The sequence below is a fragment of the Citrobacter sp. TBCP-5362 genome (assembly GCF_005406305.1).
GTDB classification, from domain to species: Bacteria; Pseudomonadota; Gammaproteobacteria; order Enterobacterales; family Enterobacteriaceae; genus Citrobacter_B; species Citrobacter_B koseri.
Map to the genome: position 1 here is coordinate 1,051,080 of NZ_CP040234.1, position 24,192 is coordinate 1,075,271.

Consider the following 24,192-nt stretch of genomic DNA (forward strand, 5'->3'; position numbering starts at 1 on the left):
TCCGTTAGCCGATATCCACCTGTGGCTTATTGTTGCGTTTGCGGAGCAGGCGCAGCAGCGGCGGGATGATAATCACCGCTATCGCCATCGTCAGCAGCGCTTTCGTCACACCGCTCTCCCACAAAATCGCCATATTGCCGTTGCTGATAGAGAGCGCGCGGCGCAGGTTCTGCTCCAGCATTTCGCCCAGCACAAAGCCGAGGATCAGCGGCGACATGGGGAAGTGCATTTTGCGCAGAATGTAGCCCAGTATGCCGAGCGCCACCATCAGCACCAGATCGAACGTGGTGCTGTGTACCGCGTACACGCCGACCGCAGACACGGCGGCAATCGCCGGGACAAGGAACCACAGCGGGATGGTCAGCATACGGGTGAACATGCCAATCAGCGGGATGTTCATGACCAGCAGCATCACGTTGGCGATCAGCAGCGCGGCGATCAGCCCCCAGACGATATCCGGCTGTTCGGTGAACATCGCAGGCCCTGGCGTGATGTTATACAGCGTCAGCGCTCCCATCATTACCGCCGTGGTGCCGGAACCCGGTACGCCGAGCGTCAGCATGGGGATGAATGAACCGCAGGCCGACGCGTTGTTAGCGGCTTCCGGTGCCGCCACGCCACGGATATCGCCTTTACCGAAGCTGTCGCTGTTGCCGCTGATCTTCTTCTCGGTCATGTAGGTGATGGCGCTGGCGATGGTGGCGCCTGCGCCCGGCAGCACGCCGACGAAGAAGCCAATCACCGATGAGCGTAACGTTGCGCCCACGCACTGCGCCCCTTCTTTGGCGTTAAACAACATGCGCCCGGTTTTGCGTACCAGTTTCTGGCCGCTGCTGGTATGTTCCAGCATTAATAGAATTTCTGAGACAGAGAACAAACCGATCACCACCACGATGAACTGCACACCGTCGGAGAGATGTACGCTGTCAAAAGTAAAGCGATAAACCCCGGTGTTGGCGTCTACGCCGACGGTCGCCAGACCCAGACCGATCAGCGCTGCCAGAAATGATTTCAGTGGATTTTGCGCCATCATGCTGCCGAGGCAGGCGATGGCAAAGACCATCAGCGCAAAGTATTCCGCCGGGCCAAACGCCAGCGACCATTGCGCCAGCAACGGCGCGAACAGGATGATCCCGCCGATGGCGATAAGCGATCCAAAAAATGAACTGACCGCCGAGATGGAAAGCGCGACGCCGCCGCGCCCCTGTTGCGCCATCGGATAACCGTCGAGCGCGGTCATGATCGCCGCCGCATCGCCGGGCACGTTGAGCAGAATCGACGAAATACGCCCGCCGTATTCACAGCCGATATAAACCGTAGCCAGCAGGATCAGCGCGGACTCCGCAGGCAGATGCAGGGCGAAAGCCAGCGGCAGTAAAATCGCCACGCCGTTAATCGGGCCAAGACCCGGCAGCAGGCCGACAATGGTGCCGACGAAGCAGCCGATCAGCGCGATCACCAGGTTTTCCGGCGTCATTGCCACCGCAAAACCCTGAGAAAGATATATCCAGGTATCCATCGTTTCTCCGTTAACTCAGCCAGGCGCCGAGAGGTAAGGTGACGTCAAGCAGACGGTCGAAGGCATACCACAGCAGGATGCCGAGAACCGCGCCGGAAATGCCCGCAGCCGGGATTGTTGCGCCGAACAGAATGCCGATGACCAGGGTGAGAATGGCGGTGGCAACCGGGAAGCCCAGCCACTCAAATCCCCAGGCGTACATCAGCAGGACAATCACCATCGTGAGCAGCTTTTGCAGCACATGGTGGTGAGGCCAGCTAACGGTATCGGGATGACGCAATAACAGCGCCAGCGCGCAGAGCGCCATCAGACCGATAATGCCCAGCGGAAACGGGCGAGGGCCGACCGGTTCGTAGCTGTATTCACTCTGAATCTGCCAGGCGATGAACAGCCCGGCAACGCAGAGCAACAGCCAGATACCTGCAAAAATACGATCGCTCATGATTGCCTCCAGGTTTATTTCGCGAGGCCGAAGGCTTTCGCCTGCTCGCGGTAATCGGCGACCTGCTTTTTGACGTAGTCGTCAAGCTGCTTGCCGGTCATGTCGAATGCAAACAGGCCGCGCAACTCACGCTGCTTTTTAAACTCGTCGGTCTGCTGGAGCTTTTTGAAGGTCTCTACCCACCACTGGTAGTCGGCATCGCTGACTTTTGGCCCCACGTAGAAGCCGCGAATGATCGGCCAGACCAGGTCGTATCCTTGCTCTTTGGCGGTCGGGACGTTGGCTAACTGACCCGGCAGGCGTTCTTCAGAAAATACCGCCAGCACGCGAATTTTATCGCCGCTCAGGTAAGGCACCATTTCACTGAGATCGCCGGAAACCACCTGCACATGGTTGCCCATCAGCGCAGTGACCGGCTCGCCGCCGCCTTCAAACGCCACGTAGCGCATCTTGTGCGGATCGACATTGGCCTTTTGCGCCAGCAGCGCCGACTTCATCCAGTCCTGGCTGCCAATCGATGCGCCAGCGCCAATCACCACGCTGTCAGGATTTTTCTCCATCGCGGCGAGCAGATCTTTTAGCGACTTCCACGGGGAGTCGGCGCGCACGGCGATCATGCCGTAATCAGTACCGGCGCTCGCCAGCCAGCGCACGTCATCCACGCCGTAACGACCAAATTTCCCCTGCGACAGATTAAGCAGCGAGCCGCCGGAGAAGGCGACGACCGTCCCCGGTTCGCCAGGACGCTGGGCGACGATAGCGTTATAGGCGACCGCGCCGACGCCGCCCGGCATGTAGGTGACGCGCATCGGTTTTTCGATAGCGCCGGTTTCCATCATGCTCACCTGAATTAGCTTACAGGTGAGGTCAAACCCGCCGCCGGGTTTGGCCGGGGCGATACACTCAGTACGCGACGGCGCGTCCTGCGCCAGCACAGCGGTGCTCATCAGTAAAACGCTGGCAGTAAGGGCACGAAGTAATTGTTTTTTCATTGTTTATCCTCACGCGGACGTCCGAGTTTTCAGATACGGAAGAAGATTTTTGTGATTATGTGAGCCGACATGTAGCAGTTCGGTTGCGTGATTGTTAAAACAATAACCTTTCAATTCCCTTTCAATGCGGCAGAAACTTTACAGGATGTGATATGCGTCTCTTATTAGCGGAAGATAACCGTGAACTGGCTCACTGGCTGGAAAAAGCGCTGGTGCAGAACGGTTTTGCCGTGGACTGCGTATTTGATGGCCAGGCGGCCGATCATCTTCTGCACACTGAAACCTATGCGCTGGCGGTGCTCGACATCAACATGCCGGGGCTGGACGGACTGGAAGTGGTGCAGCGCCTGCGCAAGCGTGGACAAACGCTGCCAGTGCTGCTGCTGACGGCGCGCAGCGCGGTGGCGGATCGGGTGAAAGGGCTGAACGTCGGAGCGGATGACTATCTGCCAAAACCGTTTGAGATTGAAGAACTTGATGCGCGGCTGCGGGCATTACTGCGGCGCAGCGCAGGTCAGGTGCAGGAGTTACAGCAGCTTGGCGATCTGGCGTTTCACGATGAAGGTTACTTTTTGCTTCAGGCGCAGCCGCTGGCGCTGACCCCGCGTGAGCAGGCGTTGCTGACGGTATTGATGTACCGCAGAACGCGACCGGTGTCGCGCCAGCAGCTGTTTGAACAGGTCTTCAGCCTGAGCGATGAGGTCAGCCCGGAGAGCATCGAACTCTATATCCATCGTCTGCGGAAAAAATTACAGGGCAGTAACGTGCGGATCACCACCCTGCGTGGGCTGGGTTACGTGCTGGAGTGCGGCGATGAGGTGGGCTAAACCCCAGTCGCTGTACCTGCAACTGTTGCTGTTCCTCGGATTGCCGCTGGTGCTGCTGTGGGGATTGTCGGCATTTAACAGCTACGTTAGCGCGTTACAGGCGGCGACGCAGGCCTACGACAGGACGCTGCTCTCTTCTGCGAGAACGGTGGCGGAACGGCTGGTGGTGCGCCACGACAAACTGGAGGTGAATGTCCCCTGGGTGGTGCTCGACAGCTTTGAACTCAACATGAACGACCGTCTCTATTACAAAGTCGTGGACCCGGGCGGCAAGGTGATCTCCGGTTATGACGATCTGCCCGCGATGCCGCCTTCCACCTCGCGAACCCGGCTCTACCCGGCGCTGGCGTGGTTTTATCACACCCAGTATCGCGGACAGGCGATCCGCGTGGCGCGTCTGCTCCAGCCGGTAAATGAAGGGGCGATATTCGGGATGGCGGAGATCTACGTTGCCGAGACGCTACAGTCCCGGCGCTATCTGGCCGGGCAACTGCTGTTCTCCTCATGGGTGTCGCAAGGGCTGCTGGTGCTGCTGACATTGATTCTCGTTGGCTGGCTGCTGCGACGAATTCTGAAGCCGATGCGCCAGCTCTCCTCGCTGATGGTGCGTCGTGAACCGGGCCTGCTGACGCCCTTGCCGGAACTGTTGCCCTGGTCAGAGACCCGGCTGCTGATCGTCGCCTTTAACCGCTACATTGATCGCCTGCGCGCGCTGATCTCCCGTCAGGAACGCTTTAGCGCCGATGCGTCCCATCAGTTAAAAACGCCGCTGGCCGTATTGAAAACGCAGGCAGCGGTGGCGTTAGCCAGTCAACAGCCGCAGCAGTGGCACGAAAGTTTACGGGCGATGAGCGCGACGCTGGATAGCACGATTTTGCTGACGGAGCGGCTGTTGCAACTGTCGGCGGTGAAACGTAAAGAGCAGGGGGAGCGACAGTTCTTGCCGGTTAATCTGTATGAGGTGGTGCAGATGAGCTGTTTTAGCCGTCTGGCGCAGGCGCGCAGCAAAGCTATCGATCTGGGGTATGAAGGTGAGCAAGAGGCGGTGTGGATTGAAGGGGATGACGTTTTGCTCGGCGAGCTGTGCGCGAATTTGCTGGATAATGCGCTGAAATATACGCCGTCGCAGGGAACGGTAACGGCACGGCTATTGCGGGATGGCGAGGCTGTTGTACTGGTGGTGGAAGACAATGGGCCAGGGATTGACGCTGAGCAGATCCCGCAGGCGCTGATGCCGTTTCATCGGCTTGCTAACGTGGGGAATGAGAGCGGGGCGGGGATCGGTCTGGCGCTGGTCAACGACATCGCCCGCCTGCACCGTACCCATCCGCAGCTGTCGCGCAGTGAAACGCTGGGCGGTCTGCGTGTGCGGGTGCGGTTTTTAACGACGGCGCAGTAAATAAAAATGTCATCATCGCAGGCTGGATAAAGGGTGATTCGCGGGAATAAAAAAAGCCGCATTAGCGGCTTTTTTCTCATGTCAGGCAAAATTATTCGCTGACTTTTTTCTCAAGTTCTGCTGCGCCTTCTTTGGTTTTGTTCCAGCCTTTCTCAGCACCTTCTTTCGTGGCATTCCAGCCTTTTTCGGTGCCTTCTTTGGTCTTATTCCAGGCCTTCTGCGAGCCTTCGCTCACTTTACTGCTCAGGTTGTCGCTTTTACCTTCAGCGGCATGTTCAGATTTCAGTTTCAGTTCTTCACCCTGATTCTGCGCCTGGTGCAGTTTCTCTTTGGCGGTATTTGCGCTTTCATGAGCGGCTGCAACGTCGTTATCGGTCGCGTGTGTGGTCGCAGCAAAAACAGGGGAAGCCAGCAGAAGTGCAGATAAGGCGATCATTGTTTTTTTCATAAGAACCTCGCTTAACGTTATCAGTTATATGCGTGGTTAAGCATGACACGGCAGAAAGGCGGTGGCTTTAGGAATAAACTGTAATTGAATCAATGAGGTCTGGATGTGGGAGAAACGGGGGCTCCGTAGGGGGTCGTGAATATTGTAGAAACTGCCGTGATAAGCGGTCATATGGGTTGACAATCAGACAACGTTGATCTGGCAATCGGGAAGGTTGCGTGATAGGCTTTAACCGGAAAATTTGTGATTTTTTCACAAAAAAAGGAGTTATAAATGCTTATTGAATTTTCAGTGCAGAATTTTAAAGTTTTTAGCCAAAAACAAACTTTATCGATGGCTGCTAAAAAATCTTATAAAGAGCATCCAGAGACGACGGCAACAGCTGAGCATTTTGATGATCTGTTGATTAATAAGGTCGCAGTAATTTATGGTGCTAACGGCGCGGGCAAAAGTAGTTTTGTTGAAGCTTTAGATTTTCTGCAATCCTATATCCTTAGAGGGTTTGCTGATAGTTCACAGAATGATTCAATAAGAACGCGGTTTATCGACAGAGAAATACCTAAATTTATTTTTGATGAGGAACAGTTAACCGCGCCTACTGATTTTGAGATCAGTTTTATCGGCACGACCGGTGAACGGTATCAGTATACGTTATCTATCGGTACAGACGCGATAGAAGCTGAAGGTTTATGGGTTTACTCAAAAAAAGGGGTAAGACCAAAGACGATTATCTCCAGAGTATATAATGCTGAAACCAATGAGTTCGAATACTACTGCCCATCGTTGCAGATAGATAAAAAAACGTATGAAGTGGCGATAGAAAAAGCCAATAACAGCAAACGCTCGCCATTCGTATCCATTCTGCATGCTTATGATGTCTCACAACTGGATGAGTTTATTAACTGGTTCAGAGGCGATTTAATTGTATCCAGTAATCGCAATGATGATGTTTTCCGAATGGCATCCAGATACTCTTTTTTAGACGATCTGGCTGATGGCGATGAACAGAAAAAAAATAAAATACTTGAGTTTTTAAACAAGTTTGATCTTTCTATTTCTGATATTTCGGTAACGAAAAAGAATGTGACGTTACCTGATGAGATGCCAGAAGAAATGAAAAAAATGATATTGAGCGATGTCGGTTTTCAAATTGTCTTAGAACATACGACGTCCAGCGGTATCAAGAAAAACATCCCTTATGAAAGATTATCTTCGGGAACGAAGAAGTTATTCGATCTATCAGGCATTCTTTTACTGTGCTGTGAGGCCGGTGAAAAAAGCGTACTGGTTCTTGATGAGTTTGAATCATCGCTCCACCCTTATATCGTCAGAGCGATTTTTGAGTTAATGGTCAAACACTCTGAACGTCTTTTGCAGCTGATTCTCACAACGCATTCAAACGTTCTATTAGATACGGAAAAACTCGTCAGACGGGATCAAATATGGTTCCTGGAGAAAAATAGCGAGCTTGAAACCGTGCTTTATCCACTGAGCGATTTTGCCCCCAGGTTTGAGGACTCTATTATAAAAGGCTGGGATTTGGGTAAATTTGGTGGCGTTCCTTTTTTGGGGTGAATGATGGCCAGGAAAATGAAAGCGTTAATTTCTCCTTCTGCATTGAAAAAACGAGGCAGCGGTAAAGTTAAATCTGAGCGCAAGAAAACCCTGATCGTTTGCGAAGGTACGGAGACCGAACCAACCTATTTTAAGGATATGGTTAAAGACCTTAAAATAGCGAATACAGACGTTTATATTGAACCTGGGCGTCATTCAAACCCAAGTAGCGTTGTACGCACCGCCATTGATCTTTATGAGCAGGATCTTGAATTTGAGCTGATTTATTGCCTAATTGATACGGATGAGTTTGGGAAAGATATTGACCTGGCATCCAGTATGTTAAAAGAACATACTTTTTCACGGCGTAAAAAGTCCCTTGGTGGCGACCGGTATCCTCAGGCGAAGATCCTGCGTTCTGATCCCTGCATCGAGGTCTGGTTTTTACTCCATTATGAAGTGTTAAGACGGCCATTTGTTAAAGCAAATAAAAGCGCGGCACAGAACTGCAAGGAATACCTTAAAAATACGCATTTGAAAGATTATAGCGAAAAGTATAATGGACTCTATAGCCTAATAAAGAAAAATGGTCTTAAGGCGTGTGAGGAAAGCGCCAGGCTCAGAGCATGGCTTGAGAAGAACGATTGTATCAATCCGTTTACGCAGATTGATGAGTTATATCTGGATTTACATGAAAAAGTTTTCGCGCCAGCGAAAAGATAAATAAAGAGTAACACTGCACACGAAAAGCATTGCGTTTGTGCCCCTGTAAAGGGGCATTTTGAATTAACGCATGATCAAAAAATAACGCTATTTTAAGCAATATTATCTTCGTCCACGCCTTAACGATTATTTATGACTGTTTCCCTGCCTGTAAGCCAGAGCGACAACCAATGACTGCACCAGACAAAGCGTTGCGGACTGTGAGCGAAAAGCGTCTACCTGCGCTTCTTTGACTACAAAGCAGAGATCGCTGAAGGTCGCCAGTGGGCTTATCTGACTGTCGGTAATGACAATTTGCTTTGCGCCGACGCTGGCTGCGGTTTCGCTGACCATGACCGTCTCTTCTGCGTAAGGGGAAAAGCTGATGGAGATAACGATATCGCGGCTCTTGATTCGGCTGATTTGCTCTCGCAGCATCCCCCCCATGCCATCAAGCAGTATTGGGCGGCATTCAAGGTGGCTGAGCGCGTAAGTCAGATAGGCGGCCACGCTAAAAGAGCGCCGCAGGCCAGCGATATAAATCGTATCGGCCTCCGCCAGTAATTGAACGGCGCGTTGCAGCATGTCGGGATCGGTACGCGACGCCAGCTGTTGCAGCGCCTGAGCATTCGAACGGGCAAATTCTTGCAGAATGTCTAACGGCGTTTCCGGTACGGATTCGCTCTCCATCTCTCTGAACAGCCGCGCGCGATCGCTGTAGCTGGCCGTTTCTTCCACCAGGTTCATACGAAACAGTTGTTTCATTTCGTTGAAACCGGTGAAGTCAAACGCGTTGGCGAAACGGATAAGCGTCGATGGCGGCACGTCCGCCCGCTCGGCGATGACGGCGACGGTATCGAACGCTACGCTGTTAGTGTTATCCAGCACATAGCGGGACACCTGCTGCAATCGTTTACTGAGACTATCGTAACGGTCGCGAATTTGCTGCTGTAGCTCGCTCAGACTGGATGCTGTCGTCATGTTATCCCCCATACTTAGTTTTCTGATTCTAAACGCAAAACCGTACATTTTAAATGTTAGCGATACATCCGGCCCGGCGATGCAGCCTGTTAACATAAAAATCCATTCCTGATCACAATAATCAATATTTATTTTATTTCAACTTAAAATAGAACGTTTGTTTCATATACAGTGTTCGGGTAACAGTCACGTATTAACAGCGAGAGGTTCAGGATGGAGACGGTAGCGAATTTTATTCACGGCGAATGTGTTACGGGCTCAGGCCAGCGCATTCAGGCGATCTTCAACCCCGCCACGGGCGAGCAAATTCGTCAGGTGGTGATGAGCACGGCGCAGGAAACGGAGCGAGCCATTGCCGCTGCGCAGCAGGCGTTTGCCGCCTGGTCAAGGCAGTCGCCGCTGAAACGCGCGCGAGTGCTGTTTCGTTTTAAAGCGCTGCTGGAGCAGAACATGGATTCGCTCGCCCGGCTGGTCAGTGAAGAACATGGCAAAGTGTATTCTGATGCGGTGGGCGAACTGACGCGCGGTCTGGAAGTGGTCGAGTTTGCCTGCGGCATTCCACACCTGCAAAAAGGCGAACATTCGGCGAATGTCGGCACCGGCGTTGACAGCCATTCACTGATGCAGCCTCTGGGCGTGTGCGCCGGGATCACCCCGTTCAACTTCCCGGCGATGGTGCCGATGTGGATGTTCCCCATCGCACTGGCTACCGGCAATACCTTTGTGCTTAAGCCGTCGGAAAAAGATCCCTCGCTGCCGCTTGCGCTGGCAAAACTGCTGAAAGAGGCCGGTCTGCCGGATGGCGTTTTTAACGTCGTGCAGGGCGATAAAGAAGCGGTGGATGTTCTGCTGACCGATCCGCGCGTTCAGGCCGTCAGTTTTGTCGGCTCGACGCCGATTGCAGAATATATTTATCAGACGGCGTCGGCGCACGGCAAACGCTGTCAGGCGTTGGGTGGGGCGAAAAACCACTGCATTCTGATGCCGGACGCAGACATGAATATGGCGACCAATGCGATTATGGGCGCGGCGTATGGTGCGGCGGGCGAGCGCTGTATGGCGCTCTCCGTGGTGCTGGCGGTGGGGGATAACACGGCGGACGAACTTTGCGCGCGGCTGGAAACGCAGATCGCCGCGTTACGCGTTGGACCGGGGCTTGATCAAACGCCGGAAAATGAGATGGGCCCGCTGATCTCTGCCGCACATCGCAGTAAAGTGCTGGGCTATATTGACAGCGGCGAGGCGCAGGGCGCGCGGCTGCGGGTGGATGGTCGCGGCTTTAGCGTGAAACGCCACGAACAGGGCTTTTTCGTCGGGCCGACCTTGTTTGATAACGTCACGCCTGAGATGACGATTTACAAAGAAGAGATCTTTGGCCCGGTACTTTCCGTGGTGCGGGTGAAGGATTACGCCAGCGCCGTGGATCTGATTAATCGCCACGAATATGGCAACGGGACGGCGATCTTTACCCGCGACGGCGGCTGCGCGCGTCGTTTCTGTGAAGAGGTGCAGGCCGGGATGGTTGGCGTTAACGTGCCGATTCCGGTGCCGATGGCGTTCCACAGCTTCGGCGGCTGGAAACGGTCTATTTTTGGTCCGCTTAACGTTCATGGTAATGACGGCGTGCGTTTTTATACCCGCATGAAAACCGTTACCGCCCGCTGGCCGGAGATGCAGCAGGATAGCGGCGCCGCGTTCTCCATGCCAACGCTGGGCTGACGGAGGGACTTATGACAACCGTACGTATGACCATGGCGCAGGCGCTGGTCAAGTTTCTCAATCAACAGTACGTCGATGTAGACGGGCAGGAGATGCCGTTTATCGAAGGCGTGGCGACCATCTTCGGCCACGGCAACGTACTCGGCATCGGGCAGGCGCTGGAGCAGGATGCCGGGCATTTGCGGGTGCATCAGGGCTGTAATGAACAGGGAATGGCGCACATGGCGACAGGGTTCGCGAAACAGCACTGTCGCCAGCGCATTTACGCCGTCACCTCTTCGGTAGGGCCCGGCGCGGCTAATATGGTGACGGCGGCGGCCACGGCGACGGCGAACCGTATTCCTCTGCTGCTGTTGCCGGGCGATATCTACGCCAGCCGCCAGCCGGACCCGGTATTACAGCAAATCGAGCAGTACCACGATCTCAGTATCAGCACCAACGACTGCTTTCGCCCGGTTTCGCGCTACTGGGATCGTATCAACCGCCCGGAACAGTTGATGAGCGCGATGCTTAACGCTATGCGCACCCTGACCGATCCGGCTGATACCGGCGCGGTGACGATCTGTTTACCGCAGGATGTGCAGGGCGAAGCCTGGGATTACCCGCAGAGTTTCTTTGTCCGTCGCGTTCACCATATTGAAAGACGACCGCCGGACCCACACCGGCTGGCGCAGGCGCGGGCGCTGATTGCCCGTAAACGCCGCCCGCTGGTGGTTTGCGGCGGCGGGGTGCGTTATTCCGGCGCGCACGACGCGTTTCGTCAGTTTGTGGAAAACCTGCACCTGCCGTTTGCGGAAACGCAGGCCGGGAAAGGCGCGCTGGTCAGCGACCATCCGCTGAATCTGGGCGGTATTGGCGTTACCGGCGGGCTGGCGGCAAACCAGCTTGCGCCACAGGCCGATCTGGTTATCGGCGTCGGCACGCGTCTGACCGATTTCACCACCGGTTCGAAAGCGCTGTTTGCACACCCGGACGTAGAATTTCTCCTGCTGAATGTCGCCGAGTTCGACGCCCTCAAACTGGACGCCACGGCGCTGGTGGCCGATGCCCGCGCCGGTCTGACGGCGCTGACGGAAGGGCTTCAGGATTATCGCAGCGGCTGGGGAGACGAGGTGGCGCAGGTGAAATCGGCCTGGGACGAGGAGTGCCGCCGGCTGTGGTCTCGCCAGTGGCGCCCGGATGACGCGCCGGAAATTGCCGGGCACCTTGATGCGCAGCTGGCGGAATACAGTGAAGCGCTGAACACGCGGCTGACTCAGACTCGCGTTCTGGGGATTATCAACCAGCACATTGAGGATGACGCCATTGTGGTCGGCGCGGCGGGATCGCTGCCGGGCGATTTGCAGCGTCTCTGGCAGGTGAAAACGCCCGACAGCTACCACCTGGAGTACGGCTATTCCTGTATGGGGTATGAAATTGCGGCCGCGCTTGGGGCGAAGCTCGCGAAGCCGCAGCAGCCGGTCTATGCGATGGTGGGCGACGGTTCGTACATGATGCTGCATTCTGAGCTGCAAACGGCGGTGCAGGAGGGGATAAAAATCACCATCCTGCTGTTTGATAACGGCGGGTTTGGCTGCATCAATAACCTGCAAATGGGGCATGGGATGGGCAGTTTTGGCACCGAGAATCGCGCCCGTCAACCACAATCCGGCCAGCTGGACGGCCCGCTGGTGGCGGTTGATTTCGCCCAAAATGCGCAAAGCTACGGCTGCCGGGCGTGGCGGGTGCATGATGAGCAGAGCCTGCTGACGGCGCTGGAGGCGGCGCGCGCGCATCCGGGGCCGACGCTGCTGGATATTAAAGTGCTGCCAAAAACGATGACTCACGATTACGCCTCATGGTGGCGCACCGGCGATGCGCAGGTGGCCGATTCACCGTCGGTGCGAAAAGCCGCCGAGCAGACGTTCGATCAGGTGAAAAAGGCGCGTCAGTATTGAGTGAGTAATGCCGGATGGCGCTAACCCGTAGGCCGGATAAGGCGTTCGCGCCGCCATCCGGCAACCTGCGACAACGAAATTTTCATTTCATTTTTCCTGTTTTTTCATTCCTCGCCCTCTTTCTGAATGAAAGGGGGCCAATCCCTGCATCTTCTCCATCGTTGTGTTGTGAGATTGATAACAAAATTTACCTCAATCATCACAAGAATGTTAACTTGCGCGCAAAAACATAATTTTCACTATTTATAAAAATGAAATAAATGTTTTATTTAAGGGGTCGTTAGTTCACCGCATTCACCAACACCGGGAGCCGTTATGTTTAACATTGCTTTACTGGGAGCTGGCCGAATTGGTCAGGTACATGCCGCTAACATCGCAACCCACAAAGAGACTACCCTGTGGTCTGTCGTTGATCCGAATGAGACCTTTGCCTCCCGCCTGGCTACGCAATATCAGGCCCGTCAGCAAAGTCTTGATGAGGCGATGACCGATCCTGATGTTCATGCCGTGCTGATTGCCTCCGCCACGGATACCCACGCCGATTTGATTGAACTGGCCGCCCGCCACGGCAAAGCCATTTTCTGTGAAAAGCCCGTACATCTTGATCTTGCCCGCGTGCGCGACTGCCTGAAAGTGGTCAAAGAGTTCGACGTGCCGCTGTTTATCGGTTTTAACCGTCGTTTCGACCCACAGTTCCGCCGCGTTAAAACCGAGGCGCAGAGCGGGCGCATCGGCAAGCCGGAATCATTGCTGATTATCTCCCGCGATCCTTCTCCGCCGCCTGCGGAATATGTGCGCGTCTCCGGCGGGATGTTCCGCGATATGACCATCCACGATTTCGATATGGCGCGTTTCATCATGGGGGAAGAGCCTGTTTCGGTCTACGCCCAGGGAAGCAATCTGGTCGATCCGGCAATTGGCACGGCAGGCGATATCGACACCGCGTTTATCGTGCTCAAGTATGCCTCCGGCGCGCTGGCGACCATCGTTAACAGCCGTCGCTCGTCTTATGGCTATGACCAGCGTCTGGAACTGCACGGTTCCGAAGGTCTGCTTACGGCGGGCAATATCCTCGAAAACCAGGTGCAGCACTTTGGCCAGAACGGCTGCACCAGCGCGCTGCCTGAGCATTTCTTCCTGCAACGTTATCAGGCTGCCTATGCCGCCGAGTGGGAGCACTTTGTCGCCATCTTACGCGGCGAGGCTGTGCCGGAGTGCAGCGGTGATGACGGCGAGCGTGCGCTGTATCTGGCTGATAAAGCGCTGGAGTCATTGCACAGCCAGCGTGAAGTTCTCCTCTGATTTTCCATAACAACACACCCTACACAGAGAGACATAACAATGAAAAAGCTGATTTTAGCCGCCTTCATCGCCATGACAGCCGGGGCGGCAATGGCCGAGAACGAACAAATTGTTTTCAGCACGCCGAACCTGGCAATGCCGTTTGAAGTTCACATGCAGCGCACGGCGGTGAAAGCCGCGAAAGAGATGGGCGTCAGCCTACAGGTTCTGGACGGGCAGGGAAGTTCGCCGAAGCAGGTTGCCGATCTGGAAAACGCTATCACCCGTGGCGCCCAGGGATTCATCGTCTCCCCGAATGATGTCAACGCAGTTTCCAGCGCGGTGGATGAGATTCAGGACGCTAAGCTGCCGGTGGTGACGCTCGATCGCTCCGTCGATAGCCAGAAGCAGGTTCCGCATTTTGGCGCGAACAACTACAAGGGCGGCCAGGCCATTGGCGACTTTGTCAAAAGCAAATTTCCTGACGGCGCAGACATTGTGCTGCTGACCGGCCAGCCGGGCTCTTCTTCCAATATTGAACGCACCAAAGGCATTCGCGACAGCCTGAAGGCGGGGGGCGATACGTACCGCATTGTTGCTGACCAGACCGGTAACTGGATGCGTTCGGAAGGAATGCGCATTGTTGAAAGCGTGCTGCCGTCGTTGAAAAAACGTCCGCAGGTCATCCTCTCCGCCAACGATGATATGGCGCTGGGCGCGATTGAAGCGTTGCAGGGGCAGGGGGTGAAACCGGGTGAAATTCTGGTGACAGGATTTGACGCGGTGCCGGAAGCGCTGGCGCGGGTACGCGACGGCTGGATGGCGGCGACGGCGGATCAGCGTCCGGGCTTCGCGGTACAGACGGCGATGAGCCAGCTGGTTGCGAACGTGCGTGAGAAGAAAGCCATCACCGGTGCGGATTATCCGCCGACGTTAATCACCAAAGAGAACCTGCAACAGGCCGAGCGTATCGGCGAAGCCGGTAACTGATTTGCCCGGAGCCGCCGTCGCTGCGGCGGCTCGCATTAAAGGAGGAGCAGACCGATGTTGCAACCCTTACTGAAAGTTACCGATCTGGCAAAGAGCTTTTCCGGCGTCTGGGCGTTGAGCAACGTACAACTGACCGTCGGGACGGGGGAGATTCACGCGCTGCTTGGCGAGAACGGCGCGGGGAAGTCCACGCTGCTGAAAGCGCTGGCAGGGGCGCAGCCGCAGACCCGTGGGGACATCTGGTTCAATGGCGAAACGCTGCCGGTGGAGGACTCGCCGGTTGAGCGGCAAAACAAAGGCATCATTACCATCTATCAGGAATTTAATCTGCTGCCCAACATGACCGTTGCGGAAAATATGTTTCTCGGGCGCGAGCCGCGTAAACGTAATGTGATCGTCGATGCGAAGGCCGTGAACCAGGAGGCGCAGGTGGTGCTGGACTATCTGCAACTGAATGTCGCGCCGACCACGCCGGTTGCCCGCCTGAGCGTGGCGCAGCAGCAAATGGTGGAGATCGCCCGCGCGCTGACCCTGAACGCGAAGCTCATCATTATGGATGAACCTTCCGCCGCGCTGAGCGACAGCGAAGTGGAAAGCCTGCACCGCGTCGTGCGGGAACTTAAAGGCCGGGGCGTGAGCATTATTTATGTCACCCATCGCCTGCATGAAGTTTTCCAGCTCTGCGATCGCTTTACCGTGTTTCAGGATGGCCGTTTTACCGGCAGCGGCGCGGTCGCGGAAACCAACGTGGAACAGCTGATCCGCCTGATGGTGGGACGAGACGTGGCCTTTAATCGTCGTCCCCCCAGCGAAACCCACCATGAAGACAAACCGATTCGCCTTGCGGTGAAGGGGCTGTGTCGTGAAAAGCCGCCGCTGGACCCGCACGGCATTGCGCTGCACGACATCAGCTTTCACGTTCACGCCGGGGAGGTGCTGGGGATTGCGGGGCTGGTCGGCGCCGGGCGTACCGAAGTGGCGCGCTGTCTTTTTGGCGCTGACGGTTTTACTTCCGGGACGTTCGCACTGGACGGCGCGGCGTATCACCCCCGTGACCCGATGTACGCGCTGGATCAGGGCGTGGCGCTGGTGCCGGAAGATCGCAAAAAAGAGGGGGCGGTGCTGGGACTGTCTATTCGCGACAACCTGTCGCTCTCCAGTCTCTCTTCGCTGCTGCGCTGGCGCTTTTTCGTCAATACCCGCAAAGAAGATGACCTGATCGAATCTTACCGCCAGGCGCTGCAAATCAAGATGGTCAACAGCGAACAGGAGGTGCGCAAGCTCTCCGGCGGCAATCAGCAGAAAGTGATCCTCGCGCGCTGCATGGCGCTCAATCCACGGGTGCTGATTGTTGATGAACCGACGCGCGGCATTGATGTGGGCACCAAATCCGAGGTGCACCAGGTGCTGTTTGATATGGCGAAACAGGGCGTGGCGGTGATTGTGATCTCTTCCGATCTGCCCGAAGTGATGGCGGTTTCCGACCGGATCATCACCTTAAGCGAAGGCCGGGTAACCGGTGAAATCCACGGCGATGACGCCACCGAAGAGCGGCTCATGATGATGATGGCCATCAACCATAACGCCCTGAACGCGGCATAACGGAGTTTCACATGACGCAGATAGTGACCAAAACGCAACCCCCTGCCAAACGTAACGGACGTATCGATCCGATCGCTTTTTTCGAGCGCTTTGGGGTACTGATTTTTATGTTCCTGCTGCTGATTTTTTTCCAGACGCAGAACAGTAACTTCCTGTCAGAACGCAATATTTTCAACATCCTGACCGAGGTGTCGATCTACGGGATCATGGCCGTGGGAATGACGTTCGTCATCCTGACTGCCGGAATCGATCTGTCTGTCGGCTCCATTCTGGCGGTATGCGCCATGACGGCAGCATACGTGATTAAAGGCGACAACTTCACCACGGTAGACCCGAGCGCCTGGGGCGGGATGAGCTGGCTGATTGGCCTCGGCATCTGCCTGGCGATGGGGACGGCGATTGGCTTCCTGCATGGCCTGGGTGTGACCCGCCTGCGCCTGCCGCCGTTCATTGTCACCCTCGGCGGGATGACCATCTGGCGCGGCCTGACGCTGGTGATTAACGACGGCGCGCCCATTGCCGGTTTTGACCAGGGCTACCGCTGGTGGGGGCGTGGCGAACTGCTCGGTATCTCCATCCCGATCTGGATTTTTGCGCTGGTGGCGATCGGCGGTTATCTGGCGTTGCACAAAACACGTTGGGGCCGTTTCGTCTACGCCATTGGCGGCAACCCGGAGGCGGCGCGTCTTGCCGGGGTCAACGTCAAACGTGTGCTGGTCAGCGTGTATGTCGTGATTGGCTGTCTGGCCGGGCTGGCGGGGTTTGTGCTGAGCGCCCGCCTGGGCAGCGCGGAGGCGGTGGCCGGGATCTCCTTTGAGCTGCGCGTTATCGCCTCGGTGGTCATTGGCGGGACATCGCTGATGGGCGGCTATGGTCGCATCGGCGGCACCGTTATCGGCTCGATCATTATGGGCATTCTGATAAACGGTCTGGTGCTGATGAACGTCTCCGCCTACTACCAACAAATTATTACCGGGCTGATTATTGTGCTGGCGGTGGCGTTTGATACCTATGCCAAGAGCCGTCGTGGCGCGCTGTGAGGGATAAATAATGAAACAAGTGCGAATTGGATTGATTGGGACGGGATACATCGGCAAGGCGCACGCCATTGCCTATGCTCAGGCGCCGACGGTGTTCAACCTGCAAGGCCAGCTGGTGCGCGAAATGGTGGCGGAAGTGACGCCGGAGCTGGCGGCGGAACGGGCGCAGGCATTCGGGTTTCGCCGTTCGACCGGCGACTGGCGCGAACTGGTGGCAGACCCGAATATCGATGTGGTGGATATCTGTTCGCCCAACCATCTGCATAAAGAGATGGCGCTGGCGGCCATTCGCCACGGTAAGCACGTCTATTCGGAAAAGCCGCTGGCGCTGAACGCTCACGATGCCCGAGAAATGGTTGAGGCCGCAAAACAGGCCGGGGTGAAAACGCTGGTGGGCTTTAACTATATGAAGAACCCGACGGCGGCGCTGGCGAAAGAGATCATTGCGCGAGGGGAGATAGGCGATGTGATCCACTTCTACGGCACCCACAACGAGGACTATATGGCCGACCCGCTTTCCCCCATTCACTGGCACTGCTTTAAGGAGACGGCGGGGTTAGGGGCGCTGGGCGATCTGGCGGCGCATATCGTCAATATGGCGCACTACCTGGTCGGCGATATTCGCGAAGTCTGCGGCGACCTGAAAATTGTGGTGCCGGAGCGCCCGGCCAGCTCGGGAGCGGCGCAGAAGGTGGCCGTGGAAAATGAAGATCAGGCGCACGCGATGGTGCGATTCGCCAGCGGCGCGCAGGGGGTGATCGAAACCTCCCGCGTGGCCTGCGGGCGTAAAATGGGGCTGTCATACGTGATTACCGGCACCAAAGGCGCCATCAGTTTTACCCAGGAGCGAATGGCCGAGCTGAAGCTCTATCTGCATGACGATCCGGTTAACCGCCAGGGATTTCGCACCCTACTGGTGGGGCCCGCGCACCCGGACTATGCCGCGTTTTGCATGGGGGCGGGGCACGGCATCGGCTTTAACGATCAGAAAACGGTGGAAATCCGCGACCTGGTGAACGGCGTTGCCGCCGATGCGCCGATGTGGCCGGATTTTGAAGAGGGCTGGAAAGTGTCGCGCGTGCTGGACGCCATCGCGCTCTCGCATCAGGAAGGCCGCTGGCTGAATGTGAACGATATTGTCTGACGAGGTATCAACGTGGAAAAGCAGTTTGATGTGATATGCATGGGCCGCGTGGCGGTTGACCTCTACAGCCAGCAGATTGGCGCACGGCTGGAGGATGTCTCAAGTTTTGCCAAATACCTCGGCGGTTCCTCAGGGAATGTCGCCTACGGCGCCGCGCGTCAGGGGTTGCGTTCGTCGATGCTGGCAAGAGTGGGCGACGAACATATGGGGCGCTTTTTGCGCGAAGAGCTTAACCATGTTGGCTGCGATACCAGCCATCTGATAACGGATAAAGAACGCCTGACGGCGCTGGTGCTACTCGGCATTAAAGACCGGGACACCTTTCCACTGATTTTTTATCGCGATAACTGCGCGGATATGGCGATTACCGCCAGCGATGTTGACGAGCAGTACATCGCTTCATCCCGCTGCCTCGCCATCACCGGGACTCATCTTTCTCATCCGCAAACCCGCGACGCGGTGCTGACGGCGCTGACCTGTGCCCGCCGTCACGGCGTGCGCACGGTACTGGATATCGACTATCGTCCGGTGCTGTGGGGGCTGACCTCGCTGGGCGACGGCGAAACGCGCTTTATTGCCGCAGAGCAGGTCACTCGCCAGTTGCAGGCGGTGTTGCACCTGTTTGATGTGATCGTCGGCACCGAGGAGGAGTTTCATATTGCGGGCGGCGCTACCGATACCGTGCAGGCGCTGGCGCAGGTGCGTGAGGTAAGCGCGGCGACGCTGGTTTGTAAACGCGGCGCGCTGGGCTGCTCGGTGTATACCGACGCGATTCCGCCATCGCTGGATGACGGGCTGACGGTGACCGGCGTGCGCGTCGAGGTGCTCAATGTGCTCGGCGCGGGCGATGCGTTTATGTCGGGGCTGCTGCGCGGTTATCTCAATGATGAAGGCTGGGAGCAGGCCTGCCGCTACGCCAACGCCTGCGGCGCGCTGGTGGTCTCGCGCCACGGTTGCGCGCCCGCGATGCCGAGTAAGGTGGAGCTGGATGACTACCTCTCCCGCGAGCATCAGGTGCCGCGCCCGGATCTTGATCCACGGCTTAATCATCTGCATCGCGTCACGACGCGTCGGCGGAACTGGCCGGAATTGTGCGTGATGGCGTTTGATCACCGCAGTCAGCTTGAAGAGATGGCGCTACAGTGCGGCGCCTCCCTGAAGCGCATTCCGGCGCTGAAAACGCTGATCTTACAGGCCAGCCGCGATGCGGCGAACAGCGCGGGGCTGGAAGGAAAAGCCGGTCTGCTGTGCGACGGAACGTTTGGCCAGGACGCGCTGAATGCGATAACCGGCGAAGGGTGGTGGATTGGCCGCCCGATTGAGCTTCCCGGTTCACGGCCGCTGGAGATGGAGCACGGCAACATTGGCACTCAGCTTATCAGTTGGCCACAGGAGCATGTGGTGAAGTGCCTGGTCTTTTTCCACCCGGAAGATGCCCACGGCCTGCGCCTGGAGCAGGAGCAGAAAATCGCCGAGGTGTATCACGCCTGCTGTCAGTCGGGGCATGAGCTGCTGCTGGAAGTGATTTTACCTGTGGGTATGCCGCGCAGCGATGAGCTTTACCTGCGGGCTATCTCCCGCTTCTACAACCTGGGCATTTACCCCGACTGGTGGAAACTGCCGCCGCTCTCCTCTGATGGCTGGACGGCGCTGAGTGACATTATCGAACGCCGCGACCCGCACTGCCGTGGCGTGGTGATTCTTGGGCTGGATGCGCCAGCCGAACAGTTACGCGCAGGGTTCAGAGCCGCTGCCGGACATGAGCTGGTGAAAGGGTTTGCGGTGGGGCGCACGCTGTTTGGCGAGGCTTCCCGCGCATGGCTGAAACATGACATTGACGATGCGCAACTGGTGACGCGCATTCGGGATAACTATCTGCAACTGATCGCCTGGTGGCGCGAGCGCGGGCAGGCATAACTTTAGGAGAACATTATGGCTGTGCAATTAGGCATTAATCCGCTGACATGGACCAATGATGATTTGCCCTCTCTTGGCGCGGAAACGCCGCTGGATACCTGTCTGAGCGAAGGTAAAGAGGCTGGTTTTGCGGGCTTTGAACTCGGTAATAAATTCCCACGCGAGGCGCGCCTGCTGGGGCCAATCCTGCAACGCCACGATCTGAAGCTGGTGTCCGGGTGGTATTCCGGTCGCCTGCTGGAGCGGAGCGTAGAAGAAGAGATTGCGGCGGCGCAGGCGCATTTGACGTTATTGCGCGAGCTGGGGGCGAAAGTGATGGTTTTCGCTGAGGTGAGCCATTGCATTCACGGCGAACAGCAGACGCCGGTTCACCTGCGTCCGCGATTCCCGCAGGCGCGCTGGGCGGAGTATGGCGAGAAGCTCACCGCGTTCGCCCGCTATACACAGCAGCAGGGAGTGCAGATTGCTTATCATCACCATATGGGGACGGTGATTGAGTCCGCAGAGGATGTGGACAATCTGATGACCCATACCGGCGATGAGGTTGGATTGCTGCTCGACACCGGTCATTTAACGTTTGCTGGCGCCGATCCGCTGGCGGTGGCGCAACGCTGGGCGAGCCGTATTAATCATGTGCACTGTAAAGACGTGCGCGCCGACGTGCTGGCGGATGTGAAAAACCGTAAAACCAGCTTTCTGGATGCGGTGCTCAGCGGCGTCTTTACCGTACCGGGCGACGGCTGCGTGGATTACCCGCCGATTATGCGACTGCTGAAAGAGCACGATTATCAGGGCTGGCTGGTGGTAGAGGCGGAGCAGGATCCGGCGATTGCCCATCCGCTGACTTACGCGCGGCTGGGATATAACAACCTGAGCCGCCTGGCGCGGGATGCCGGTCTTATCTGAGGAGGCGCTATGTCACGTTTACTGTCACGCTGGCAACAGCCTGACGCGCAGGGACGTACCCAGTCCGTCACCCCGGAGCGGGCAGGCTGGGGCTATGTCGGTTTTGACGCGTTTGAGCTTGAAGAAGGGCAGCAGTTGCATCTTCCCGCCGTTGCTGAAGAGCGCTGTCTGGTGCTGGTGGCGGGGAGGGCGTCTGTCACCACACCAACCGCGCAGTTTTCAGAGATTGGCGAGCGGATGAGCCCGTTCGAGCGTATTAAGCCGTGGGCGGTATACGTTACGCCCGGAGAAACGGTACGGGTACAGGCGTTAACAAAGCTGGAGCTGGCGGTATGCGCCGCGCCGGGCAAGGGAACGTATCCTACCCGCCTGATTGCACCGCAGGATATCGACGGCGAGGCAAGGGGCAAGGGGCATAACCAGCGCTATGTACACAACATTCTGCCGGAAGATAAACCCGCCGATAGTCTGCTGGTGGTGGAAGTGTGGACTCACGAAGGCTGTACCAGTTCGTACCCGAGCCACAAGCACGACACTGATAATCCGCCTTACGAGACCCTTCTTGAGGAGACGTATTACCATCGCCTCAACCCGGAACAGGGATTTTGTATGCAGCGGGTATACACCGACGATCGCTCGCTCGATGAGTGTATGGCGGTCTACAACCGTGACGTCGTGATGGTGCCGAAAGGCTATCACCCGGTGGCGACAATGGCCGGGTATGACAGTTATTACCTGAATGTGATGGCAGGCCCGGTGCGCAAATGGATTTTCACCTGGGAAGACGATCACGCGTGGATTAACCGCGATTACCCTGCGCGTTGAGAACGCGGTAAATAAAAAAGCCCCTGGCGTATGCTGAGGGCTTTTTACTTTTCGCTGCTATCGTGAGGCGCCAAAAACCTGTACGGCCTGTTGCAGCCGTGACGCGCGTCCCGTTAAATCCCCTGCGGCATCCGTCACCTGTTCCACCATTTCCGCATTGTTGTCCGTCATGGAACCAATTCGTGAAATTGAATTGTTGATCTGTTCGAGCGCTAAAGTTTGTTCCCGCGTCGCCAGGCTTATCTCTTTGATCATGGTAGACATCTGCAACACGTCATCGATCATCCCGGTAAGGTGTGTTTCCGTCTGCTCGACCATTTGCACTCCCGTATTGACGTTGGTGACGTTTTTCTCGATAAGCTGCTTGATCTCTTTTGCCGCAGACGCAGAATGCTGGGCGAGGTTACGCACCTCTGCGGCAACGACCGCAAATCCGCGCCCGGATTCACCGGCGCGGGCCGCTTCGACCGCTGCATTCAGCGCCAGGATGTTGGTCTGAAAAGCAATACTGTCAATGACGCCGATAATGTCCACGATTTGACTGTTATCGCGCGAGATAGCCTGCATCATGGTGATGGTTTGCTTCATGATATGGCCGCCTTCAGTCGCATTGGCGCTGGTACTGTCGGCCATCGTCATTGTCTGGGCTGCGGTATCCGCGGTTTGTTGTACAGCGCTACCGATCTCTTCAATGGCTGCGGCGGTTTGTTGCAGGTCGGCAGATGTCTCTTCTGAGCGGCTCTGCAATGCCGTGCCTTCCTGAGACACGCGCTGACTGATAGCCTGAATACCGGATATTTGCGTGCTGACATCATCAACCAGGGAGCGCAGATTAAGCCCCGATTGATTCACCAGTCGCATGAGCATTCCTATTTCGTCCACGCGCTGCAAATGGCAATTATCAGGTTTACGGCCCGAAACCACTTTTTGCATCTGCGCCAGCAGCGTATTAACCGGCTGACAAATTTGAACCTTAAGGTAAATAGCCAGGAGCAAAAATAATACGATGATGCTGCCCCCCTGAATAGCAGGAGGAACAGGTAAGAAAATAAATAACAGGGCTGCCAGACTGGTGATGGCTAAAGCATAATTGACGCGTTGGCTAACAGACAGCCATTTAAACATCGAAAGCCAGGACAGCGCTCCGCGACGGATAATTATGCCTTTAAAAAGTCGAAACCCTTTAATTCCATTATTATTTATTTTCTGATAAAGCTGTTCGCTGTGCGAAACCTCATCCCGGGAAGGCACGGTGCGTACTGAAATATACCCCGTTAATTTTTCATTTTGCCAGACAGGGGTAACATTTGCGCGTACCCAGTAATGATCGCCGTTTTGTCGCCGGTTTTTGACCAGCCCGGTCCAGCTATCGCCTTGCAGTATCGTGTGCCACATGTCAGCGAAAGCGGCAGAGGGCATGTCCGGGTGGCGAATAATATTATGTGGTTTACCCATTAACTGCGTTTCATTAAATCCGCTGGCGTCGATAAATGCAGAGTTAGCATAGGTAATATGACTGTCTTTATCTGTGGTTGATAATAACGTTGTTTTATTGTTAAGCAAATATTCTTTTTGCGTGACAGCTGTGTTGTTTTTCATGAAAACTCCATGACGCTATTTATATGAAATGCAAATTTCACCCATTGTGCATCAGGTAAATAATAGTAAATGGCGGTTTTATCTGAGGTGTTACATTCTCTACTAATCATCATTTATATGAAAGCACTTCAAATGAATTTTTATTTTTAATAAACCTGGCGTGTCATAAATATGAAACACATAAATGCAGGTTGATAATCTGGAATTGATATATATCGACTTAAACTAAATCTAAAAGATAAAAAAGAGCTGATTTATCAGGGCTGATAAATGCCCACTTTCCTTGAAGGGTTTTAGTCCACCCGCGAAGCCCGTTGCCGCGTTGCGGTCAGTATTCTTACTCATGCTGCGATCCCTTTGTGATGGGC

At 55.8% G+C, this 24,192-nt stretch carries 20 protein-coding genes; 14 read left to right on the forward strand and 6 right to left on the reverse strand.

Annotated elements, in window-relative coordinates:
* Positions 1-4: 4 nt before the first annotated feature.
* From FD428_RS05105 to FD428_RS05115, 3 genes are read right to left on the reverse strand one after another with little or no spacing between them, the layout of a single operon-like run.
* Positions 5-1,519, reverse strand: coding sequence for a tripartite tricarboxylate transporter permease (locus FD428_RS05105; protein WP_012134767.1), 1,515 nt, complete (start codon positions 1,517-1,519; stop codon positions 5-7).
* Positions 1,520-1,529: 10 nt separating this feature from the next.
* Positions 1,530-1,964 carry a tripartite tricarboxylate transporter TctB family protein gene (locus FD428_RS05110; protein WP_160880288.1) on the reverse strand — a complete coding sequence of 145 codons (435 nt, stop codon included), beginning with the start codon at positions 1,962-1,964 and terminating at the stop codon, positions 1,530-1,532.
* An 11-nt stretch (positions 1,965-1,975) separates the two neighbouring features.
* Positions 1,976-2,953, reverse strand: coding sequence for a tripartite tricarboxylate transporter substrate binding protein (locus FD428_RS05115; protein WP_049010221.1), 978 nt, complete (start codon positions 2,951-2,953; stop codon positions 1,976-1,978).
* Between the two features lie 152 nt (positions 2,954-3,105).
* Between FD428_RS05115 and tctD the strand changes: the two genes are divergently transcribed.
* Positions 3,106-3,780 carry a transcriptional regulator TctD gene (tctD, locus tag FD428_RS05120; protein WP_012134764.1) on the forward strand — a complete coding sequence of 225 codons (675 nt, stop codon included), beginning with the start codon at positions 3,106-3,108 and terminating at the stop codon, positions 3,778-3,780.
* Positions 3,767-5,179: a sensor histidine kinase gene (locus FD428_RS05125; protein ID WP_047461775.1), complete on the forward strand. Its 1,413-nt coding sequence runs from the start codon at positions 3,767-3,769 to the stop codon at positions 5,177-5,179. The genes tctD and FD428_RS05125 overlap by 14 nt, the downstream gene beginning before the upstream one ends.
* Before the next feature lie 91 nt (positions 5,180-5,270).
* Here FD428_RS05125 and FD428_RS05130 read toward each other — a convergent pair whose 3' ends face one another.
* Positions 5,271-5,627, reverse strand: a complete 357-nt coding sequence (locus tag FD428_RS05130) for a hypothetical protein (protein ID WP_012134762.1) — start codon at positions 5,625-5,627, stop codon at positions 5,271-5,273.
* A gap of 273 nt (positions 5,628-5,900) precedes the next feature.
* Here FD428_RS05130 and FD428_RS05135 point away from each other — a divergent pair, with 273 nt between their 5' ends.
* Positions 5,901-7,202: an ATP/GTP-binding protein gene (locus FD428_RS05135; RefSeq protein ID WP_012134761.1), complete on the forward strand. Its 1,302-nt coding sequence runs from the start codon at positions 5,901-5,903 to the stop codon at positions 7,200-7,202.
* A gap of 15 nt (positions 7,203-7,217) precedes the next feature.
* Positions 7,218-7,904 carry an RloB family protein gene (locus FD428_RS05140; RefSeq protein ID WP_160117716.1) on the forward strand — a complete coding sequence of 229 codons (687 nt, stop codon included), beginning with the start codon at positions 7,218-7,220 and terminating at the stop codon, positions 7,902-7,904.
* A gap of 126 nt (positions 7,905-8,030) precedes the next feature.
* Here the strand turns inward: FD428_RS05140 and FD428_RS05145 are convergent, their stop codons facing one another.
* Positions 8,031-8,864: a MurR/RpiR family transcriptional regulator gene (locus FD428_RS05145; protein ID WP_047463948.1), complete on the reverse strand. Its 834-nt coding sequence runs from the start codon at positions 8,862-8,864 to the stop codon at positions 8,031-8,033.
* Between the two features lie 213 nt (positions 8,865-9,077).
* Between FD428_RS05145 and FD428_RS05150 the strand changes: the two genes are divergently transcribed.
* From FD428_RS05150 to iolB, 10 genes are all read left to right on the forward strand, one after another.
* The gene (locus tag FD428_RS05150) at positions 9,078-10,583 is read left to right on the forward strand and encodes a CoA-acylating methylmalonate-semialdehyde dehydrogenase (RefSeq protein ID WP_012134758.1); all 1,506 of its coding nucleotides are present in this window, start codon (positions 9,078-9,080) and stop codon (positions 10,581-10,583) included.
* Positions 10,584-10,594: 11 nt separating this feature from the next.
* Positions 10,595-12,520: a 3D-(3,5/4)-trihydroxycyclohexane-1,2-dione acylhydrolase (decyclizing) gene (gene iolD / locus FD428_RS05155; RefSeq protein WP_114848647.1), complete on the forward strand. Its 1,926-nt coding sequence runs from the start codon at positions 10,595-10,597 to the stop codon at positions 12,518-12,520.
* Between the two features lie 315 nt (positions 12,521-12,835).
* Positions 12,836-13,822 carry an inositol 2-dehydrogenase gene (gene iolG, locus FD428_RS05160; RefSeq protein ID WP_114848646.1) on the forward strand — a complete coding sequence of 329 codons (987 nt, stop codon included), beginning with the start codon at positions 12,836-12,838 and terminating at the stop codon, positions 13,820-13,822.
* A gap of 39 nt (positions 13,823-13,861) precedes the next feature.
* The gene (locus FD428_RS05165; RefSeq protein WP_012134754.1) at positions 13,862-14,791 is read left to right on the forward strand and encodes a substrate-binding domain-containing protein; all 930 of its coding nucleotides are present in this window, start codon (positions 13,862-13,864) and stop codon (positions 14,789-14,791) included.
* Positions 14,792-14,845: 54 nt separating this feature from the next.
* Positions 14,846-16,393 (forward strand): sugar ABC transporter ATP-binding protein, encoded by a 1,548-nt coding sequence (locus tag FD428_RS05170; protein WP_114848645.1) that lies wholly within the window; start codon positions 14,846-14,848, stop codon positions 16,391-16,393.
* A gap of 11 nt (positions 16,394-16,404) precedes the next feature.
* Positions 16,405-17,433, forward strand: coding sequence for an ABC transporter permease (locus FD428_RS05175; protein WP_047461785.1), 1,029 nt, complete (start codon positions 16,405-16,407; stop codon positions 17,431-17,433).
* Positions 17,434-17,443: 10 nt separating this feature from the next.
* A complete protein-coding gene (locus tag FD428_RS05180; protein WP_114848644.1) occupies positions 17,444-18,577 on the forward strand; it encodes a Gfo/Idh/MocA family protein in 1,134 nt (377 codons plus the stop codon).
* 12 nt (positions 18,578-18,589) lie between these two features.
* Positions 18,590-20,494, forward strand: coding sequence for a 5-dehydro-2-deoxygluconokinase (gene iolC, locus FD428_RS05185; protein ID WP_047461790.1), 1,905 nt, complete (start codon positions 18,590-18,592; stop codon positions 20,492-20,494).
* Positions 20,495-20,509: 15 nt separating this feature from the next.
* Complete coding sequence (iolE, locus tag FD428_RS05190; protein ID WP_112001714.1) at positions 20,510-21,400, forward strand: myo-inosose-2 dehydratase; 891 nt, start codon at positions 20,510-20,512, stop codon at positions 21,398-21,400.
* A gap of 9 nt (positions 21,401-21,409) precedes the next feature.
* Positions 21,410-22,225, forward strand: coding sequence for a 5-deoxy-glucuronate isomerase (gene iolB / locus FD428_RS05195; protein ID WP_012134748.1), 816 nt, complete (start codon positions 21,410-21,412; stop codon positions 22,223-22,225).
* Positions 22,226-22,282: 57 nt separating this feature from the next.
* Here the strand turns inward: iolB and FD428_RS05200 are convergent, their stop codons facing one another.
* On the reverse strand, positions 22,283-23,824 hold the full coding sequence (locus tag FD428_RS05200) for a PAS domain-containing methyl-accepting chemotaxis protein (protein WP_112001715.1): 1,542 nt from the start codon (positions 23,822-23,824) through the stop codon (positions 22,283-22,285).
* Positions 23,825-24,192 lie beyond the last annotated feature (368 nt).

Bases quoted from the DNA above. Each gene is read 5' to 3' on its own strand.
- FD428_RS05125 (WP_047461775.1), top strand. From the start codon at position 3,767: ATGAGGTGGGCTAAACCCCAGTCGCTGTACCTGCAACTGTTGCTGTTC.
- FD428_RS05135 (WP_012134761.1), top strand. From the start codon at position 5,901: ATGCTTATTGAATTTTCAGTGCAGAATTTTAAAGTTTTTAGCCAAAAA.
- iolD (WP_114848647.1), top strand. From the start codon at position 10,595: ATGACAACCGTACGTATGACCATGGCGCAGGCGCTGGTCAAGTTTCTC.
- FD428_RS05105 (WP_012134767.1), bottom strand. From the start codon at position 1,519: ATGGATACCTGGATATATCTTTCTCAGGGTTTTGCGGTGGCAATGACG.
- FD428_RS05115 (WP_049010221.1), bottom strand. From the start codon at position 2,953: ATGAAAAAACAATTACTTCGTGCCCTTACTGCCAGCGTTTTACTGATG.
- FD428_RS05200 (WP_112001715.1), bottom strand. From the start codon at position 23,824: ATGAAAAACAACACAGCTGTCACGCAAAAAGAATATTTGCTTAACAAT.
- iolG (WP_114848646.1), top strand. From the start codon at position 12,836: ATGTTTAACATTGCTTTACTGGGAGCTGGCCGAATTGGTCAGGTACAT.
- FD428_RS05130 (WP_012134762.1), bottom strand. From the start codon at position 5,627: ATGAAAAAAACAATGATCGCCTTATCTGCACTTCTGCTGGCTTCCCCT.
- FD428_RS05175 (WP_047461785.1), top strand. From the start codon at position 16,405: ATGACGCAGATAGTGACCAAAACGCAACCCCCTGCCAAACGTAACGGA.
- FD428_RS05165 (WP_012134754.1), top strand. From the start codon at position 13,862: ATGAAAAAGCTGATTTTAGCCGCCTTCATCGCCATGACAGCCGGGGCG.
- tctD (WP_012134764.1), top strand. From the start codon at position 3,106: ATGCGTCTCTTATTAGCGGAAGATAACCGTGAACTGGCTCACTGGCTG.
- iolB (WP_012134748.1), top strand. From the start codon at position 21,410: ATGTCACGTTTACTGTCACGCTGGCAACAGCCTGACGCGCAGGGACGT.
- FD428_RS05180 (WP_114848644.1), top strand. From the start codon at position 17,444: ATGAAACAAGTGCGAATTGGATTGATTGGGACGGGATACATCGGCAAG.
- FD428_RS05140 (WP_160117716.1), top strand. From the start codon at position 7,218: ATGAAAGCGTTAATTTCTCCTTCTGCATTGAAAAAACGAGGCAGCGGT.
- FD428_RS05145 (WP_047463948.1), bottom strand. From the start codon at position 8,864: ATGACGACAGCATCCAGTCTGAGCGAGCTACAGCAGCAAATTCGCGAC.
- iolE (WP_112001714.1), top strand. From the start codon at position 20,510: ATGGCTGTGCAATTAGGCATTAATCCGCTGACATGGACCAATGATGAT.
- FD428_RS05170 (WP_114848645.1), top strand. From the start codon at position 14,846: ATGTTGCAACCCTTACTGAAAGTTACCGATCTGGCAAAGAGCTTTTCC.
- FD428_RS05150 (WP_012134758.1), top strand. From the start codon at position 9,078: ATGGAGACGGTAGCGAATTTTATTCACGGCGAATGTGTTACGGGCTCA.